Below are 18755 nucleotides of genomic sequence, written 5' to 3'. Positions count from 1 at the left end.
CCTTAACTGACTGATGAAGGTTGTGGGGCAAACTGCGGTTCCGCCAGTTCACACCATTCAAGATAACGTTGGTAAAGCTGCTGGAAGCGGGCAACGCGCATCGGGTCCGGTTGCAGGGTTTGTTCCAGCGGGCTGGCCATCTGCGCCTGTGCTGCGGGGATATCCGCATACACGCCAGCGGCCACCGCAGCAAAAATCGCTGCACCAAGGGCACAGCACTCATCGGAGGCGACAATATCCAGTGGACGGTTCATCACATCGCAACACACCTGCATGATGGTTGGTGATTTGCGGGCAATCCCACCCAGCGCGAGGATTTGCTGTACCGGAATATCCTGCTGTTCGAAACACTCCATAATGGCGCGCGCGCCAAATGCGGTCGCCGCAATAAACCCGCCAAACAGCGTCGGGGCATCGGTGCCCAGATTCAGATCGGTGATCACGCCTTTCAGGCGCTGGTTGGCAAAAGGGGTACGACGGCCGTTAAACCAGTCGAGTACCACCGGAAGATGGTCGAGCTGTGGGTCAGCCGCCCAGGCGGCGGTCAGCTGTTCCAGCAGGCTGTGCTGGATCGCTTCCAGCTGCGGCTGCAGGTCGGGGTGCAGCGTGGCCGCCTGCACTAACGGCCAGCTCAGCAGGCGGCCAAACCAGGCATACATATCGCCAAAGGCTGACTGTCCGGCCTCCAGGCCAATCATGCCCGGTACCACGCTGCCGTCCACCTGGCCGCAGATGCCTTTAATCGCCCGGTCAGCCACGCGATCCGCATCGGCAATCAGAATGTCGCAGGTGGAAGTGCCAATGACTTTCACCAGGGTATAAGGCTGTGCGCCTGCGCCCACCGCGCCCATATGGCAGTCAAATGCCCCGCCGGACAGCACGACATGGTCTGGCAGACCAAGACGTTCGGCCCATTCGGCGCTCAGCTTGCCGACAGGCACATCGGCGGTCCAGGTCTCGGTGAACATCGGGTGATCGAGATCGGCCGTGAGCAACGGATCGAGAGCATTAAGGAATTTCGCTTCCGGCAGTCCCTGCCATAAAGGGTGCCAGAGGGATTTATGACCGGCAGCACAGCGGCCACGCTTCAGGTCGGCAGGGGCGGTAGTGCCGCTGAGCAGGGCGGGCACCCAGTCGCACAGTTCCACCCAGGAAACGGCTGCCTCACGAACCGCCGCATCGTTGCGGCTGATGTGCAGGATCTTGGCCCAGAACCATTCGGACGAATAGATACCGCCGATAAAGCGCGAGTAATCCTGATAGTCACCGCTGTGGCAGAGTCGGGTAATGGCTTCAGCTTCTTCAATCGCGGTGTGATCTTTCCATAGCACGAACATTGCATTGGGGTTGTCGGCAAACTCCGGGCGCATTGCCAGCACACGGCCTTCACGATCGACAGGGGCGGGGGTGGAGCCGGTGGAATCCACACCAATACCCACCACGTTAAGGCGCTGCTCAGGGGTTAATTTAGTGACAACGTCACGAATGGCCTGTTCCAGGGCATCAATATAGTCCTGCGGATGGTGACGGAACTGATTGTTCGCCGGGTTGCAGAATCGCCCGGCCTTCCAGCGAGGATAGGCAACCACGTGCTTGTGCAGCTCACGACCACTGGCGCAATCGACCGCCAGCGCCCTGACCGAGTCGCTGCCGAAATCCAGACCGAGGGTAATCGCACCCTTATGCATAGTTGTTCTCCGTTATGTTCAGAAGAGGCTCTTTTACTGTTCCTCTATCCTGGAAACATCGCGGCGGAGTGGTTAGGTGCGGCTGGCTGCAAATATGCACTTTTCTGTCATGCAGGGTGGGAATGTGATGGGCTTCAAATGTTGCCTGTCGGTTAAATTGGCTGAATAGATGGACAAAACGACTGTAATTTCAGGGTGTGATAGCGCTCTACATATTTCCCTTTACTTGCGGGTAAAACTAGCGCACTACCGCCACTGTTAAGTTGTCAGTGCTCAGGTAAGGTCTTGTTTAAATGCTTTAAATTTTTTCAATAACCGATTGTTACCGTTTACACAATCCCGCCCTGAGCGGGCACTGAGCCGGAGAGCCTCATGCACAAATTCACTAAAGCGCTGGCCGCGATTGGCCTCGCAGCCGTTATGTCACAATCCGCTATGGCGGAAACCATGAAGCTGGGTTTCCTGGTGAAACAACCGGAAGAACCCTGGTTCCAGACTGAATGGAAATTTGCCGATAAGGCCGGTAAAGATCTCGGCTTCGAGGTGATCAAAATCGCTGTGCCGGATGGTGAAAAAACCCTGAATGCTATCGACAGTCTGGCGGCCAGCGGCGCGAAAGGGTTTGTTATCTGTACACCGGATCCTAAACTCGGCTCTGCCATTGTGGCCAAAGCACGCAGTTATGGCCTGAAAGTGATCGCGGTGGATGACCAGTTTGTGACCGCGAAAGGCAAACCGATGGACACCGTACCGCTGGTGATGATGGCTGCCACCAAAATTGGCGAACGTCAGGGTCAGGAACTGTACAAAGAGATGCAGAAACGCGGCTGGGATGTGAAAGACACCGCGGTGATGGCGATCACCGCCAATGAGCTGGACACCGCCCGCCGCCGTACCGGTGGCTCTATTGATGCCCTGAAAACAGCCGGATTCCCGGAAAAACAGATTTACCAGATCCCCACCAAATCTAACGATATTCCCGGCGCCTTTGATGCCGGTAACTCCCTGCTGGTTCAGCATCCTGAAGTGAAGAACTGGCTGATTGTTGGCATGAACGATAACACCGTACTGGGTGGCGTCCGTGCGACCGAAGGTCAGGGCTTTAAAGCGCCGAATGTGATTGGGATTGGCATTAACGGTGTGGATGCAGTGAGTGAACTGTCGAAAGGCCAGGCGACCGGATTCTATGGTTCGCTGCTGCCAAGCCCGGATGTCCACGGTTATCGCAGTATCCAGATGCTGCATGACTGGGTGACGAAAGATATCGAGCCTGCCAAATTTACCGAAGTGACCGATGTGGTGCTGATCACCCGCGACAACTTCAAAGCAGAACTGGCGAAAAAAGGCCTGATGTAATCCGTGGCAGCGGGTCGGGCATGCCCGACCCCTACATAACACATGACCGCTGGGGTAAGGGATGCCCGCCCCTGCAAAACACATGACCGCAGGGGTGAGGGATGCCCGCCCCTGCATAACACACGACCGCAGGGGTGAGGGATGCCCGCCCCTGCATAACACACGACCGCAGGGGTGAGGGATGCCTCGCCCGGATGCCTCCACCCAAAAATGCAGGAGACACCATGACTTCGCAACCACCGTACCTCAGCTTTCACGGCATCAGCAAAACCTTCCCGGGCGTGAAGGCGCTACAGGACATCAGTTTTGACTGTTATGCAGGACAAGTGCATGCCCTGATGGGGGAAAACGGCGCCGGGAAATCAACGCTGCTCAAAATTCTCAGCGGAAGCTATCAGGCCAGCGGCGGTGAGATTCGCCTGCAGGGCCAGCCAGTTAATTTTCAAAACACCACCGATGCGCTCAATGCCGGGGTGGCGATTATTTATCAGGAACTCCATCTGGTGCCGGAAATGTCGGTGGCAGAAAATATCTTTTTAGGCCAGTTGCCACAACGTGCCGGGCTGGTCAATCGCTCCCGCCTGCGCTCAGAAGCCGCGCGTCAACTCAAAATCCTCGGTATGGATATTGACCCGGATATGCCGCTGAAATACCTCTCTCTCGGGCAGTGGCAGATGGTGGAAATTGCCAAAGCGTTAACGCGTAATGCGCAGGTTATCGCCTTTGATGAGCCGACCAGCTCGCTCTCGGCGCGTGAAATTGATCAGCTGTTCCGCGTGATCCGCCAGCTGCGTGCCGACGGCCGCGTGGTGCTGTATGTCTCCCATCGCATGGAGGAGATTTTTGCCCTCAGCGATGCCATCACGGTGTTTAAAGATGGCCGCTACGTACGTACCTTTACCGATATGGCCACCACCGGAAACGACGAACTGGTGCAGGCGATGGTGGGGCGTGAAATTGGTGATATCTACGGTTACCGACCACGCGCGCAGGGCGATGTGAGACTGAAGCTGGACAATGTGCATGCCAAAGGCGTGCGCAGTCCGGTATCGTTCAGCGTGCGTGCAGGGGAAATTGTCGGGCTGTTTGGCCTGGTGGGGGCCGGGCGCAGTGAGTTGATGAAAGGGCTGTTTGGTGCCACGCGTCTGACCAGCGGTGAACTGTGGCTGGATGGTAAAAAACTCCAGATTAATGAGCCGATTGAAGCCATTCGCGCCGGTATTATGCTCTGCCCGGAGGACCGCAAGGCCGATGGCATCATCCCGGTACATTCCGTGCGCGACAACATCAATATCAGCGCCAGGCGTAATAACCTCAAGGCAGGTTGTCTGATCAACAACAGCTGGGAAGCCAGTAATGCCGGAGTGCATATCCGCTCGCTCAATATCAAAACCCCGTCGGCAGACCAGCTGATTATGAATCTGTCCGGGGGCAATCAACAGAAGGCGATCCTCGGTCGCTGGCTGTCCGAAGAGATGAAAGTCATCCTGCTGGATGAACCCACGCGCGGCATTGACGTCGGCGCGAAAAACGAAATTTATCAGCTGATTTACGCCCTGGCCGACCAGGGTATTGCGGTGCTGTTTGCCTCCAGTGACCTGCCCGAAGTGATGGGGCTGGCTGACCGTATTCTGGTGATGCGCGAAGGCGAAATCGCCGGAGAGCTGGACCATAACGACGCCACTGAAGCCCTGACGCTGAGTCTGGCGATGCCAAAAACCGCCAAACCTGCCACACACGTGGCCTGAATATGCAGGAGAAACCTATGTCAACGACCTCATCTGTTACACCCGCTGCCCCATCGCGCTTCAGTCTGAGCCGTGTGTGGGACAACTTCGGCATGCTGGTGGTGTTTGCCGCGCTGTTTATTGCCTGCATGGTGTTTGTGCCGAATTTTGGTTCCCTTATCAATATGAAAGGCTTAGGGCTGGCGATGTCGATGTCCGGCATGGTGGCCTGCGGTATGCTGTTCTGCCTGGCGTCCGGCGACTTTGACCTGTCGGTGGCCTCGGTGATTGCCTGTGCCGGTGTCGTCTGCGCGGTGGTCATCAACATGACCGAAAGCCTGTGGATCGGCGTGATTGCCGGGCTGTTACTCGGCGTGGCCTGCGGCTTTGTGAACGGTTTCGTGATTGCCAAACTGAAAATCAACGCCTTGATCACCACGCTTGCCACGATGCAGATCGTGCGCGGGCTGGCGTATATCTTCTCCGACGGTAAAGCCGTGGGTATCGAAGACGAGCGCTTCTTCGCCCTGGGTTATGCCAGCTGGCTGGGCGTGCCGGCCCCGGTATGGTTGACCATTATTACCCTGGTATTGTTTGCTTTCCTGCTGAACAAAACCACCTTTGGGCGCAACACGCTGGCGATTGGTGGCAATGAAGAAGCCGCCCGTCTGGCCGGTGTGCCGGTGGTACGCACCCGTATCATCATCTTTATTCTTTCCGGCCTGGTGTCGGCAGCGGCGGGAATTATTCTGGCATCGCGTATGACCAGCGGCCAGCCGATGACCTCGCTGGGTTATGAACTGATTGTTATCTCAGCCTGTGTGCTCGGCGGCGTCTCCCTGAAGGGCGGTATTGGGAAAATTTCTTATGTGGTGGCCGGGGTTTTGATCCTCGGAACGGTGGAAAATGCGATGAATTTACTCAATATATCGCCTTTCTCACAGTACGTGGTACGTGGTCTGATATTGTTAGCAGCGGTTATTTTCGACCGTTACAAACAAAAAGCGAAAGCGGTCTGACAGGAGGCGTTATGTATCATCGTCTGGCGCCCGTGGCGCAATCCAACCCGTTACTGCCCGGCTATCCGTTTAGCGCCTGGCTGGTGGCGGGGCTGACGCCCATTAATGCGATGGGGCCGCTCGATTTCTTTATCGACCGTCCCCACGGCATGAAAGGCTACATTCTCAACCTGACGATCAAAGGGCGCGGGCGGGTGTTTGACGGTGAAGCGGCCTTCGATTGTGAACCCGGTGACCTGCTGCTGTTTCAGCCTAAAACACCGCATTATTACGGGCGTCTGCCGGACAGCGATTGCTGGTATCACCGCTGGGTTTATTTTCGTCCGCGCGCCTACTGGAGCGACTGGCTGGAGTGGCAGGATGAGGCGCAGGGCGTGGGGCGACTGCGGCTGCCGGAGTCATTACGCGGTGAGTTTGACCGTCTGTTTGCCAATATCGAACATACCCATAACTCCGGGCGTCCGTTTGCAGAAGAGCTGGCAATGAACCTGCTGGAGCGTTTGCTGTTGCGGGCGGTACAGGAAGATCCGCGCAGCCAGCAGCAGGTGCGCGATGCGCGTGTGGTAGAAGCCTGCCAGTATGTGACCAACAACCTGGCCGCAGAGGTGAAAATCGAAGAGGTGGCCAAACATGTCTGTCTGTCACCGTCACGGCTGGCGCATCTGTTCCGTGAGCAAATGGGCGTGAATCTGCTGCGCTGGCGTGAAGACCAGCGGGTGATCCGGGCCAAACTGCTGTTGCAGACCACTCAGGAGCCGATAGCCAGCATTGGCCGTGAAGTGGGCTATGACGATCAGCTCTACTTCTCGCGCGTGTTCCGCAAGCGGGCGGGCGTCAGCCCCAGCGACTTCCGTCGCCGCAGCCTGGATGCCCATGATGCGCTGGTTGCTCAGGAAACCTGGCATTTACCCCGACGTGCCCAGGAGGCGTAATTCAGCCAAATCCTTCTTGTGGTTAGTGAGTTGATCGTCTTAAATCAACGGGTAACCACGAGAGGGATTAATATGAGTGACAAGATTCGAGTTGGCCTGGTCGGCTACGGCTTTGCCAGTAAAACCTTCCATGCACCGCTGATTGCCGGCACATCAGAAATGGAACTGGCCGCCATTTCCAGCAGCGATGCGACCAAAGTCCATACTGACTGGCCGTCGGTGCAGGTTGTGTCCGATCCCCAGACGCTGTTTGACGATCCCACCCTAGACCTGATCGTTATTCCTACCCCCAATGAAACCCACTTTCCGTTAGCCAAAGCCGCGCTCACCGCGGGTAAGCATGTGGTGGTGGATAAGCCGTTTACCGTGACGTTGTCACAGGCGCGGGAGCTGGATGCGCTGGCGAAGGCTAAAGGCCTGTTGCTGTCGGTGTTCCATAACCGCCGCTGGGACAGTGATTTCCTGACGGTTAAAGCGCTGCTGGCTGAAGGGACGCTGGGGGATGTACGTTATTTCGAATCACACTTTGACCGTTTCCGTCCTCAGGTGCAGCAGCGCTGGCGCGAGCAGCAGGTGCCGGGCAGCGGCATCTGGTACGATTTGGGTCCACATCTTATCGACCAGGCATTACAGCTGTTCGGTTCTCCGGTGGCGATTAATGTTGATACCGCCGAGTTGCGTGCGGGTTCAGTGACGACCGACTATTTCCACGCCACGCTGATTTACCCACAGCGCCGGGTGGTGCTACACGGTAGTTTACTGGTGGCCGCCGAATCTGCGCGTTATCTGGTGCATGGCACCAAAGGCAGCTATGTCAAATTTGGCCTCGATCCGCAGGAAGACAGCCTGAAGTCCGGTGCACGTCCGCCGCAGGAAGACTGGGGCTACGATATGCGTGACGGCGTACTGACTCTGGCGGATGGGGATGTGATGATAGAGAAAGCGCTGCTGACCATTCCCGGTAACTATCCGGCGTACTATGCCGCGATCCGTGATGCGGTGAACGGCACAGGCGAAAATCCGGTGAAAGCGGAAGAGGCGATTCAGGTGATGGAACTGATCGAGCTTGGCCTGCAATCGGCTGAGAAACGCCAGACGATGTCACTCAAATAGCAGACGGGCTGATGCCCCGGTAGGGGCGGGTCATGACCCGCCCTTGTTAGCGTTACGCCGCAACGCGAGCGCGAACCGCTGCTTTCTCAGCATCGCTGAGGAATGCAATCTTCAATCCGTTCTCCTGCGCCGTACGCATTTGTGCCTGGCTCAAACCGGCTGCCGGGGCTGCCACATGGTACTCGTGACCAATCTCAATCCCCTGGACTGCCGGGTCATCCGTGTTGATCGTGGCCAGGATACCGTGCTCCAGGAACGCTTTCAGCGGATGACGGTCCAGTGAAGCTACGGTGCTGGTCTGAATATTGGAGGTCAGGCAGGATTCCACACCAATGCTGTGTTTCACCATAAAGTCCATCAGTGCCGGGTCTTCCACCGCTTTCACGCCGTGACCAATACGTTCTGCCCCCAACTCACGAATCGCTTGCCAGATGCTTTCCGGCCCTGCGGCTTCTCCGGCGTGGACGGTAATGCGCAGTCCGGCATCACGGGCGCGCGTAAAATGGCTGAGGAACTGGCTGCCAGGGAAGCCAAGCTCATCTCCGGCAAGATCCAGTGCGGTAATGCTGTCACGATGAGCCAGCAGGCCGTTCAGCTCATCCAGACAGGCTTCTTCACCAAAGGTACGGCTCATAATGCCAATCAGACGCACATCAATATTATTTGCGCTGCAACCCGCTTTAATCCCGTCGATAACGGCTTCAACCACACCCGCAATCGGCAGGTTGTGGGTCATTGCCATATAGCCCGGGGAGAAACGCAGTTCAGCATAATGAATACCGGCACGTGCCGCATCCTGCACGTTTTCCAGCGCCACACGGCGGCAGGCATCCAGAGAGCCCAGCACTTTTACGCCCCAGTCCAGCTTATTGAGGAAACTCACCAGGTCAGGCTCGGTTTCAATCACCTGCACATGCGGGCGCAGGGTTTCCAGCGTGCTGGCAGGCAGCGTCAGATTAAACTCACGGCCTAAATCGAGGATGGTTTGTGCGCGAATATTGCCGTCAAGGTGGCGGTGAATGTCGGTGAGGGGAAGCTGGGAATCGATCATATCGGCACTCTCTGTTTTTTTAATAAAGTGCGGAGCATTATAAAAACTTATTGCGCAACAGCGCCAGTTAATTGCGCATCAGGTTAAAGGTTTTAGTTTTTTTGCCGAAAATAGCATCAGAAGTACCACATTTACTGTGACGCTACGGCGTAAGACCAAGGGACTGAACGCAATGACTGTTATTTCTTCTGTTGGAAACCTGTCAGTGAACACGTTGCCGGGCGCAACGAAACTGGCCACTACCGCTGCGGCGGTAGACACGTTACAAACGCCGCCCCTCTCCTCAACCACGGTGTCTCTCGGCCAGTCTGCGGGCGCGCCCCCCGTTTATTCTCTGCCACGTGTTTCAACAGCTGCGACGCAAACCGACAATCAGGGGACTCTGAGCGTAAAAACCGCCAGTGGCGCAGAGGTTGAACTGACCCAGGCCAGTGACGGGTCGGGTGTTCAGATCAAAGTGAACAAGGGAACCTTGAGTGAAGCTGAACGCAGCGCGCTTGAGAAGCTGTCGGACGGTTTTAAGAAGGCGATGGAAGGGCTGACAGGTCAGCCACCGCGTCTTGACCTGAGCGGCTTGACCAGATTTAACAGTGCAGTACTGACGTCAGTCGATCTGCAGGCGAAAGTGACAGGCGAAAATAAGCTGACGCTGGCTTTTCATGCTGACACTAACACGCGTTCGGTAAAATCCACCGGCACCCTCGGCACCGTAGATATCAGCGTGGATATGAGTAAGCGGGCGATCCTGGGTAATGAGAGTCAGCAGCAGCGGGCGCTGAGCCAGTATCTGAAGCAGTTCGACCGGGCGCAAAGCCGGGGTGAGGGTAACAGTACGCTGATGACCATGTTCAAGGATGCCTTTACGGCGCTAAACAGTCACTACGACAGCAGTACGCCCGCCCAAAGTCGTCCGCAAACCCTTTATCTCTCCCTGACGCGGACGGACAAAAACATGCTGACCGGACTGGCCGATTTTACGGCTTCTGTCACGCAAACCCCGCAGTCGCCAAATCCGATACGTCTAAGTGAGGGTGATACCTTCTCGTATCAGGTATCGCAAACCAGCACGCTTTCCGGCACCAGCGACCAGAATCGTCATATCACCCAGAAGCAGCAGTCGCATCTGACCGCCAGCTACCATAAAGCGCTGACCTCCGGGCTGCAACTCGCGCTGACCGCGGACAGAAACGCGCAGAATTATTTCTACACGCAGATTGATGATAAGGCGGAAAGCACCACAGAAGTGCAGTATCGCAAAGGGGCGCTGGTGTCGGCGACGTTTGACCAGTCGGCGAGTACCTCAACGCGAGTGCAAAAGTATGTGAAAGGGGAGCTGATGTCTGATGTGACAACCCCTGAGCAGAAATCAACGTCAACCGACCTGCTCGGAAAGTTGCAGTCAGCCTGGAAAGCGGAGAATCCACGGGCATCCTTTGCGGATTATCTGCGCCAGCATACACTGCCAGATTTCGGGGAAGAGGTGCTGTTAAATTCAGATCCTTCCAGTCTATAAAGCCAACGGGCCGCTGTCGCGGCCCGTTGGTTAACACATCTTACTGTGGCATACCTTCCGGTATGGCATAACTACCCAGCATATTTTGTTGCGAAACGCCGAGTCGGGGCAACAGTTTTCGGACTTTCTGATATACCGTGCCCGCTGGACTCACGCTGAGTCCGTCCGTAAGTGGATCGTCCAGCGGACAGTAAAGACGGATTTATTGTATTCCAGGAAAATCACTACTGACGCAGTCTCATACGACTGGTACAGTATCAACCTTTATTACCGAACCCTAATCGGACACGTAATAAAATAGGAGAGTGATGGTTTATAATATGAAAAGGACTGCTGCAATTTAACATCATGTAAAGGAATACACTATGTACGTAGATGAAGACGGTTATATTTTTGACGTCCGAATTGAAAGGAAAATATTTAAAGGGATAGAACGGGGTAACCTGGATAACGTTAATGGCATTGTAGTCCATCAAACTGACAGCACGTCGGCTCAGAGTACATTTAATAGCTATCATAATACGTCCGCGAATGGGGCGCATTTTTTAATTGATAAAGATGGAGCGGTCTATCAAACAGCCTCTCTATTAAAAATGACATGGCATGTTGGATTGATGCAATCCCGATGTATTTTAAAGAAAGCATGTAACCCTACTGAAACCACATTAATAACGTTGCATAATGGCCACTGGAACTCTACAAAACCTAAAAAGATATCAGATTTAGAAAAGGAGAAATGTTTCCCCGATCGCTTTCCGAACAACACTGACAGTATCGGCATTGAAATAGTGGGTAAAGCTCTTGGTCCCAAAGATAAAGCAGTTTATGAGACCGTTACAGATAAACAGAATGAGTCTCTTAAATGGCTGATCGCCGAGCTTACATCTAAATTCAATGTCCCTATGACTGAGATTTACAGGCATCCTGATGTAGGTAGAAAAAACGAAACTGAGGCCAGTACAGCGATATGGGAATAAAAAATCTCTTACTAAGCGCTATGCTCTTATTATCTTTGTATGCACAGGCCGGTAGGGAAGTAGTGCAACTTGAAATATTACAAAGCGGTCATTATGGGGGGGCTTCTAAGGAAGATCCCTACAACTACACTGCGGAATGTAAAGGCTGGAATCCCACCAAAGAACAATTGATGGACTACTTTGTCAATGCTAAAGAAGCGGATTCTAGCGAGGGTTGGCTACACGAATACTACTCTCCCTGCATTGCGACTGGGAAAGTAACCTTTAAAGATGAATCCTTTGGGGAGTGGGGGATTTACGATACCGGTTATGGGGTGGTGGATTTTAAGGACAAGGCGAATAAAACCGTAAAGCAAAAATATTTCCTTAACTTAAAGAATGGATGGGATAGCGAATAAGTAAACGTCTTACTGGATTATCTGCGCCAGCATACACTGCCAGATTTCGGGGAAGAGGTGCTGTTAAATTCAGATCCTTACAGTCTATAAATTAAACGGGCCGCTGTTGCGGCCCGTTGGTTAACACATCTTACTGCGGCATACCTTCCGGTACCGCTCCGCCACCCAGCATATAGCGGGAGAGGAACTGTTCCAGCGGCATCTTCTCACCGTTCATGGTGATCTGACCGGCGCCATATTGCAGGCTGATGGTGATGTTATTATCCTGCTGCGTGGTCAGTTTGAACATCTGGCCCATCGCCGCCAGGCCTTTCACCTGCTGGTCAGCCAGTTTCACCGCATCTTCCTGCTTGTAGCCTTCACCCATGGCGACGTGAGTCATCATTTCGGTCGCCATTGGCATCGAAACAGCCAGTTTGGTATCCAGCGTTTTCAACACACTGTCCACTTGCTGACCCAGATTCTGCACAGGGGCAGTGGCAGTAGACGGATCTTTGAACTGTGCATTCAGGGTATAGGTGCTTTCCCCTTTGTCATTTTTCCAGCTAAATGGCGCAATGCTGATGGACGGATCGCCCTTCAACAGCAACGACAGGTTAGCCGTCAGCAGTTCACTGGCGCGCTGCTGATAAAGCTCAGGGTTTTCCTGCATCGCTGGATCGTTGGTCAGCGCCTGCACCTGGCGATTATAGTTTTCAGAGAAGGTCTTGACGGCTTTGCCATCGAAGCCATCCAGTTTAATCGTCAGCTTGCCCTGGCCAAAAGGCTGACCCTGCAATTTCAGGCTGTCTAAACTGTAGTCAATCAGGCCGGAAACGCGGTTGTTGGTGGAGTCAAAACTGGACTTACCGTTCAGTCCTTCAGCCACCATCGCTTCTTTACCTTCCACCGCCGCGCTCAGTTTTTTCAGATTGATGGTCTGATCGCCAATGCGCAGTCCTTCCGGGCTGAGATGGGTATTGGCATCAATTTTCAGGCCGTTGACGGTAAACAGCACCGGCATATCCAGCTCATTTTTGGTGGTCATCACCAGGCTGTCGATATCACCGCTAAAGTCGACCTTATCGCCTTTGTCATCGGCGCTCACCTTCAGGGTGCCGCCATTGAAGGCAAAGCGCTCACCGGTTTGCGCATTGCTGTAATCGGCCGGCAACAGGCGAATGTCTGAATCGGTGCTGCCGCCGTAGCCGATACGGGTTTCTGCCTGCACGATGGACTGACCTTTGGTGATTTCAAACAGCTTTTTCACCACATCGGTATTCTCCAGTTCACTATGAACGGAGGCCATGCTCGGCATCAGGTTGAATTTTTTCAGCTGGGCCAGCGGGAAAGGGCCATGATCGATATTTTCACTGAAAATGATGCTCTGGCCTGGCTTCAGAATAGAGTTATCTTCGGTTTGTGAACTCGACTGTAAGACAAAGCGCGCATGGCTGCTGAATACGCCACGCTGGAAATCCTGGTAGCTCAACTTCAGCCGGCTTTCCGGTGCCGTGTTCTGGATTTGCGCGTTAGCCTGCTGAACCATCTGGTCCATGTTTTTTTCCAACTGCTTGCCAGTAAACCAGGCTCCCGCAGTCCAGGCCACGCCAAGAGCAATCACTACACCCACGGCAATCTTTGTTTTTTTCATCTGTAATATCGTCCTTTTCTGTTCACGAAGACGGGCGTACCCGTTCAGGTCCTGCAGGTAACCCTTTGGCGATAAAAAACGCCATAACGGCGTTTTTGATAATTCCTGGATAATCTTAGCAATTCTGGCCGCTGACGTCAGCCGCAATTCGGCAGATCGTTATAGACTCGCGCCACGCGGCCGGTACCGCTAAGCGTCAGAGGAGACTCGCTGGCGGTAATCCATGCTGACTCGCCTGCTGTTAACGACAACATCTGTTCATCCCATTTCAGCAGCGCGTCACCTTCAATACAAAAGAGGATCGCCGCGCTTTGCTGGCTAACGGTTACCGGATCGGTGGTCAGCGAGTGGATCGCAAAGGCGAAATCGTCCACCGGAATCGGGAAGTTGAGCGTTTTTCCCTGCTCCACGGGTGTGGTCAGCAGACTCTCTGCGGGACGGGAATCAAAGCGCAGATTGGCCAGCAACTCCGGGACATCGATGTATTTCGGCGTCAACCCGGCACGCAGCACATTATCTGAATTTGCCATCACCTCCAGCGCCACACCGTGCAGGTAGGCATGCGGTGTTTCGGCGAACAGAAACATCGCATCAGACGGCTGTAAGGTGATGACGTTCAGCAATAGCGGGGCAAACAGGCCGCTGTCATCAGGATAAACGTCAGCGATCTCAGCGATGGTCTGCCAGGGTTCAACAGACTGACTGGCAACGGTGGTGCGCAGGATATCCAGCGCGAGGGATTTCTCTTCATCCTGCATAGAGAGCAGGCTGGCAAACAGCGAAGCGAGAGACGTGGTATCTGGCGTATTTAGAAAATGGGCAATGGCCGGATGAGCGCCTGCGACCGGCTGTAGCAGCGAGACGATTTCAGACAGCGGACGGAAGCCGTTAATTGCTTTAAACGGCGTCAGCGCGTACACCAGCTCCGGTTTATGATTGGCATCTTTATAGTTTCGCGTGGCCGCATCCAGCGGAACGCCGCTGGCGTTTTCGCGTGCATAGCCAACTTCGGCCGCCGCTTTACTCGGATGCACCTGAATCGACAGCGGCTGTGCAGCGCACAGCACTTTAAATAAAAACGGCAACTCGCCAAAACGCTGCGCCACACCGGCACCTAACTGCGCAGGCGGGTCAGCATCGATCACATCGCGTAGCGAGCGAGATTTGCCATCGACGACGATGTGCGATGGGCTTTTCGGGTGGGCCCCCATCCATAATTCGGCCATCGGCTGCTGCGACGGATTAGCGATCCCATACAGTTCAGTGAGCGCGGTTTTACTGCCCCATGCGTAATTTTGCAGCGAATTGATTAATTTTTGCATCATATCTCCCTGGTCATTCACTGGTTACTGGATGTATTAAAGCAGAAAAGCACCGCTGAAAGACAATCGGGATGCAATAAACGCGAATGAGTCGCATAATCGTAACCTGGTGTATGTCAGACTACCGCCGCGCTTTTTAACCGCAAAACGGCTAATCAGCGTCAATAATATTCATATGTTTGTGCTCAAGGAGACAGAAATGGCTGCGAACCGCGTTGAAAAAGACTCAATGGGACCGATTGATGTACCTGCCGACAAACTCTGGGGGGCGCAAACGCAGCGTTCTCTGGAACATTTCCGTATCTCCACGGAGAAAATGCCTGCTGAACTGGTGTATGCGCTGGCGCTGACTAAGCGTGCGGCGGCAAAAGTGAACAATGACCTTGGTCTGTTACCGGATGACCGCGCGGGCGCGATCATCAAGGCGGCTGATGAAGTGCTGGCCGACAAGCATCAGGGTGAGTTCCCGCTGGCTATCTGGCAGACCGGTTCGGGTACACAGACCAATATGAATATGAACGAGGTGCTGGCGAACCGCGCCAGCGAGATCCTCGGTGGCGAACGCGGCATGTCACGCCTTGTGCATCCCAATGATGATGTGAACAAGAGCCAGAGTTCCAACGATGTCTTCCCAACCGCGATGCATGTGGCGGCGGTGGTGGCCGTGCAGGAACACCTGATCCCTGAGCTGAAAGTGCTGCAACAGACGCTGCATGAAAAAGCTGAAGCTTATAAAGACATTGTCAAAATTGGCCGTACTCACTTGCAGGATGCCACACCGCTGACGCTGGGCCAGGAGATCTCCGGGTGGGTGGCGATGTTAAGCCACAGCCTGAAGCATATTGAACAGAGCATTCCACATGTTGCCGAGCTGGCACTGGGTGGTACAGCGGTCGGTACCGGGCTGAATACTCACCCTGAATATGCTGTGCGCGTTGCCCAGGAGCTTGCTGAGCTGACTAAACAGCCTTTTGTCACCGCGCCGAACAAGTTCGAAGCCTTAGCCACCTGTGATTCGCTGGTTCATGCCCACGGTGCGCTAAAAGGCCTGGCGGCATCACTGATGAAAATCGCCAACGACGTGCGCTGGTTATCATCCGGCCCGCGCTGTGGCATCGGTGAAATCGCTATCCCGGAAAACGAGCCGGGTAGCTCCATCATGCCGGGTAAAGTGAACCCGACGCAGTGTGAAGCCATGACCATGCTGTGTTGTCAGGTGATGGGCAATGATGTGGCGGTAAACATCGGTGGCGCATCCGGTAACTTCGAGCTGAACGTTTACCGTCCGATGGTGATCCATAACTTCCTGCAATCTGTTCGTCTGCTGGCGGATGGAATGGACAGCTTTAATCACCACTGCGCTATCGGTATTGAGCCAAACCGCGATCGTATTACTCAATTGCTGAATGAATCTCTGATGCTGGTTACCGCGCTGAATACGCATATTGGCTACGATAAAGCGGCTGAAATTGCCAAGAAAGCGCATAAAGAAGGGCTGACCTTGAAAGGGTCTGCGCTAAAGCTGGGTTATCTGACGGAAGAAGAGTTTGATGCCTGGGTGCGTCCGGAAGAGATGGTCGGCAGTATGAAGGTATAAGCTGCTGCCAAAAGCCAGGTCTTAGACCTGGCTTTTTTTATGCCGGCACCAGACGATCGGTATAAAGATGTAAGCGCGGGATCAGTAAATAGAGCGGCTGAGCATCAGGTTTGTAACGATGGGTCACGTTAGCGGCATCATAATTCAGCAGCTCTCCCAGTTTTGGCACGCTATTGGCGTCCTGGCACAGTACCAGCAACGGAGAAGGGCAGGCCAGCTGGGTTTGTTTCCGATCGCTGCTGCTCCAGACGCGGGCAATCGGTTGTACTTTCACCGGGCGTTTAATTTTCAATGCCGCGCCTGCAGGCAGTGACTTTACCGCTTCAATTTCGCTCTGGACGCGTTCGGCCCATTGCTCACGTGTCCAGGGGGCCACGGCACGCCCGGCCTTCAGGCTTTTTTCCAGCGTTGCCAGCATCTCATCGCGACTGATATTTTTAATAATATGCTTATTCGCCCAGCCAAAGCGCACGGAATCGGGCGCTTCAAGCAACGTCAGCGAACGGTAAGCGTTCAGGGTAATCAACCCGCGCAGATGGCGGTGGACAAACTCGAACCGCTCCTCGCTCGGCAGGCCCGATTCCACGGTAATAATCTGCTCCAGCCGTTGTTTCAGTTGATTGATTGAGGCGACCTGCTGGTGGAGCAGGGCAGACTGCGTATTATCGGCTTCTAAGCACACCGCACCAGGAAGACGTACTGCCGCCTTAGTGCTCAGTTTTTCTGACTGGTGCTGCATAAACAGACGCGCAAAATGCGTCAGGGAGCGCTGCAGGGCTGCCTGGCCGGTTAGCTGCTCGACCTTAACCTGCGTCAGCGGATCGTGTTCCTTACCTTTTTCCACCTCAGGCAGTTCAAACACCCTGGCGGTCAGCAGACGCATACTCAGGATCTGCTGCTGTAATACCTCCAGTTCCTGCTCGAGATCGGCCACACAGCGGTGAAGCTCCTCAACAGTATCGTAATGACGCATGACACCTCCATTAGTTACAACATACTGATGACTATAGCAGTGGAAAACAGAGATGAACATCAACAACGGTGTTTTTTGCGTCGGGCAGGGGAAAATTGTGCCATTGATCAGAGGGATTCATTTTTTGTAGGGGCGGACCTTCTTTTTCGGTCCGCCTGTGACAACACATTGTGCCCGGAAGTTAGAGTTTTCGTCCGTGTAGACGGCTTCCTACCAGTAACGCCAGCACCAGCATGGCAGCAATAAACGCTGTAATTCCGTACCAGCCAAAATGATGCCAGAACACACCGCCGAGCGTACCGGCAACGCTTGACCCCAGATAATAACTGAACAGGTATAGCGATGATGCCTGGCCTTTAGCGCGGCGCGCACGATGGCCAATCCAGCCGCTGGCAACAGCATGTGCAGCAAAAAATCCGGCTGTAAACAACATCATACCTGGCAGAATAAACCAGATATTGCTGGCGAGAGTGATCAGAAGACCGCTCAGCATCAGTGCGGTGGAGAACAGCAGCACCGGTGCGCGTCCATATTTTGCCGTCATCGCACCCGCTTTAGGCGAACTCCATGACCCCGTGAGATAGACCACCGACAGCAGGCCGACAATCGCCTGATTCATTGAATAAGGCGGCGAAAGCAGACGGTAGCCGATGTAGTTAAACAGGGTGACAAAGGCCCCCATCAACAGAAAACCTTCGGCAAACAACAGCGGCAAACCGTTATCGCGCCAGTGCAGCCGGAAGTTAATCATCAGACTACGCGATTTAAGCGAAGCAGGGCGGAAATGGCGCGAGGCAGGCAGAATTTTCCAGAACATCAGCGCAGCGGCCAGTGCACAGCAGCCGATGGCCATCACGGCAATGCGCCAGCTGCTGAAATCGGTGATCACCCCGCTGAGTAAACGGCCGCTCATACCGCCAATCGAGTTCCCGCTGATATACAACCCCATTGAAAACGCCACCATACTGGGATGAATTTCTTCACTCAGGTAAGTCATCCCCACGGCCGCAACACCGCTCAGCGACAGGCCGGTCAGCGCACGCATCAGTAAAATCCCGTGCCAGCTGGTCATGGTCGCGGACAGCAGGGTACAAATTGCGGCCAGCATCAGCGCGGTCACCATCACCGATTTACGCCCGATGGCATCAGATAACGGACCGGTTACCAGCAGCCCAAGCGCCAGCATCCCGGTGGAAATCGACAGGGAAATACTGCTGGTCGCCGGGGAAACGCCAAACTCCTGCGACAGAACCGGAAGGATCGGCTGTACGCAATAGAGCAGGGCAAACGTCGCCAGCCCGGCTGAAAATAGCGCCAGCGTGACGCGCATAAATTGAGGAGTACCACGTTTGATATAGAGATTTTTATCGACAGCAGGTGAGTCGGTGATGGCAAGAGATGCACGGTCAGCAGAATACGGCGGTCTGACGGCATGGGATGAGCGGTTCACAACAGA

The 18755-nt window shown here is 54.4% G+C and carries 15 protein-coding genes; 9 read left to right on the top strand and 6 right to left on the bottom strand.

Annotated features, from left to right (window positions below):
- Positions 1-2: 2 nt before the first annotated feature.
- On the bottom strand, positions 3-1688 hold the full coding sequence (locus FY046_RS13540) for a ribulokinase (protein ID WP_446186164.1): 1686 nt from the start codon (positions 1686-1688) through the stop codon (positions 3-5).
- Between the two features lie 372 nt (positions 1689-2060).
- Here FY046_RS13540 and FY046_RS13535 point away from each other — a divergent pair, with 372 nt between their 5' ends.
- The 5 genes from FY046_RS13535 (at position 2061) to FY046_RS13515 (ending at position 7835) form a co-directional block, all read left to right on the top strand.
- Complete coding sequence (locus FY046_RS13535; protein ID WP_133845170.1) at positions 2061-3044, top strand: arabinose ABC transporter substrate-binding protein; 984 nt, start codon at positions 2061-2063, stop codon at positions 3042-3044.
- A gap of 224 nt (positions 3045-3268) precedes the next feature.
- The gene (gene araG, locus FY046_RS13530) at positions 3269-4792 is read left to right on the top strand and encodes an L-arabinose ABC transporter ATP-binding protein AraG (protein WP_133845168.1); all 1524 of its coding nucleotides are present in this window, start codon (positions 3269-3271) and stop codon (positions 4790-4792) included.
- A gap of 17 nt (positions 4793-4809) precedes the next feature.
- Positions 4810-5790 (top strand): L-arabinose ABC transporter permease AraH, encoded by a 981-nt coding sequence (gene araH, locus FY046_RS13525; protein WP_133845166.1) that lies wholly within the window; start codon positions 4810-4812, stop codon positions 5788-5790.
- 11 nt (positions 5791-5801) lie between these two features.
- Complete coding sequence (gene araC, locus FY046_RS13520; protein ID WP_133845164.1) at positions 5802-6722, top strand: arabinose operon transcriptional regulator AraC; 921 nt, start codon at positions 5802-5804, stop codon at positions 6720-6722.
- A gap of 72 nt (positions 6723-6794) precedes the next feature.
- Positions 6795-7835 carry an oxidoreductase gene (locus tag FY046_RS13515; RefSeq protein ID WP_446186163.1) on the top strand — a complete coding sequence of 347 codons (1041 nt, stop codon included), beginning with the start codon at positions 6795-6797 and terminating at the stop codon, positions 7833-7835.
- 52 nt (positions 7836-7887) lie between these two features.
- On the opposite strand, the gene add is transcribed toward FY046_RS13515, so the two are convergent.
- Positions 7888-8886 carry an adenosine deaminase gene (gene add / locus FY046_RS13510; RefSeq protein WP_167864617.1) on the bottom strand — a complete coding sequence of 333 codons (999 nt, stop codon included), beginning with the start codon at positions 8884-8886 and terminating at the stop codon, positions 7888-7890.
- Positions 8887-9058: 172 nt separating this feature from the next.
- Between add and FY046_RS13505 the strand changes: the two genes are divergently transcribed.
- The 3 genes from FY046_RS13505 (at position 9059) to FY046_RS13495 (ending at position 11774) form a co-directional block, all read left to right on the top strand.
- Positions 9059-10399, top strand: a complete 1341-nt coding sequence (locus FY046_RS13505; protein WP_446186162.1) for a hypothetical protein — start codon at positions 9059-9061, stop codon at positions 10397-10399.
- 365 nt (positions 10400-10764) lie between these two features.
- Positions 10765-11376 (top strand): peptidoglycan recognition protein family protein, encoded by a 612-nt coding sequence (locus FY046_RS13500; RefSeq protein WP_446186161.1) that lies wholly within the window; start codon positions 10765-10767, stop codon positions 11374-11376.
- Entirely contained in the window at positions 11367-11774 is a 408-nt protein-coding gene (locus FY046_RS13495) for a hypothetical protein (protein WP_159337193.1), read from the top strand. The genes FY046_RS13500 and FY046_RS13495 overlap by 10 nt, the downstream gene beginning before the upstream one ends.
- A gap of 130 nt (positions 11775-11904) precedes the next feature.
- On the opposite strand, the gene FY046_RS13490 is transcribed toward FY046_RS13495, so the two are convergent.
- Positions 11905-13407, bottom strand: a complete 1503-nt coding sequence (locus FY046_RS13490) for a YdgA family protein (RefSeq protein WP_133845152.1) — start codon at positions 13405-13407, stop codon at positions 11905-11907.
- A 137-nt stretch (positions 13408-13544) separates the two neighbouring features.
- A complete protein-coding gene (manA, locus tag FY046_RS13485) occupies positions 13545-14729 on the bottom strand; it encodes a mannose-6-phosphate isomerase (protein WP_446186202.1) in 1185 nt (394 codons plus the stop codon).
- 199 nt (positions 14730-14928) lie between these two features.
- Here manA and fumC point away from each other — a divergent pair, with 199 nt between their 5' ends.
- Positions 14929-16326, top strand: a complete 1398-nt coding sequence (gene fumC, locus FY046_RS13480; RefSeq protein ID WP_159337192.1) for a class II fumarate hydratase — start codon at positions 14929-14931, stop codon at positions 16324-16326.
- A gap of 37 nt (positions 16327-16363) precedes the next feature.
- On the opposite strand, the gene tus is transcribed toward fumC, so the two are convergent.
- Positions 16364-17299, bottom strand: coding sequence for a DNA replication terminus site-binding protein (tus, locus tag FY046_RS13475; RefSeq protein ID WP_446186160.1), 936 nt, complete (start codon positions 17297-17299; stop codon positions 16364-16366).
- Between the two features lie 181 nt (positions 17300-17480).
- A complete protein-coding gene (locus tag FY046_RS13470; protein WP_446186201.1) occupies positions 17481-18689 on the bottom strand; it encodes an MFS transporter in 1209 nt (402 codons plus the stop codon).
- Between the last annotated feature and the right edge of the window lie 66 nt (positions 18690-18755).

The sequence above is a fragment of the Erwinia sp. 1181_3 genome, assembly GCF_052824965.1.
The sequence above is the reverse complement of the archived record's forward strand: the minus strand, read 5'-3'. Positions and strand labels throughout refer to the sequence as shown.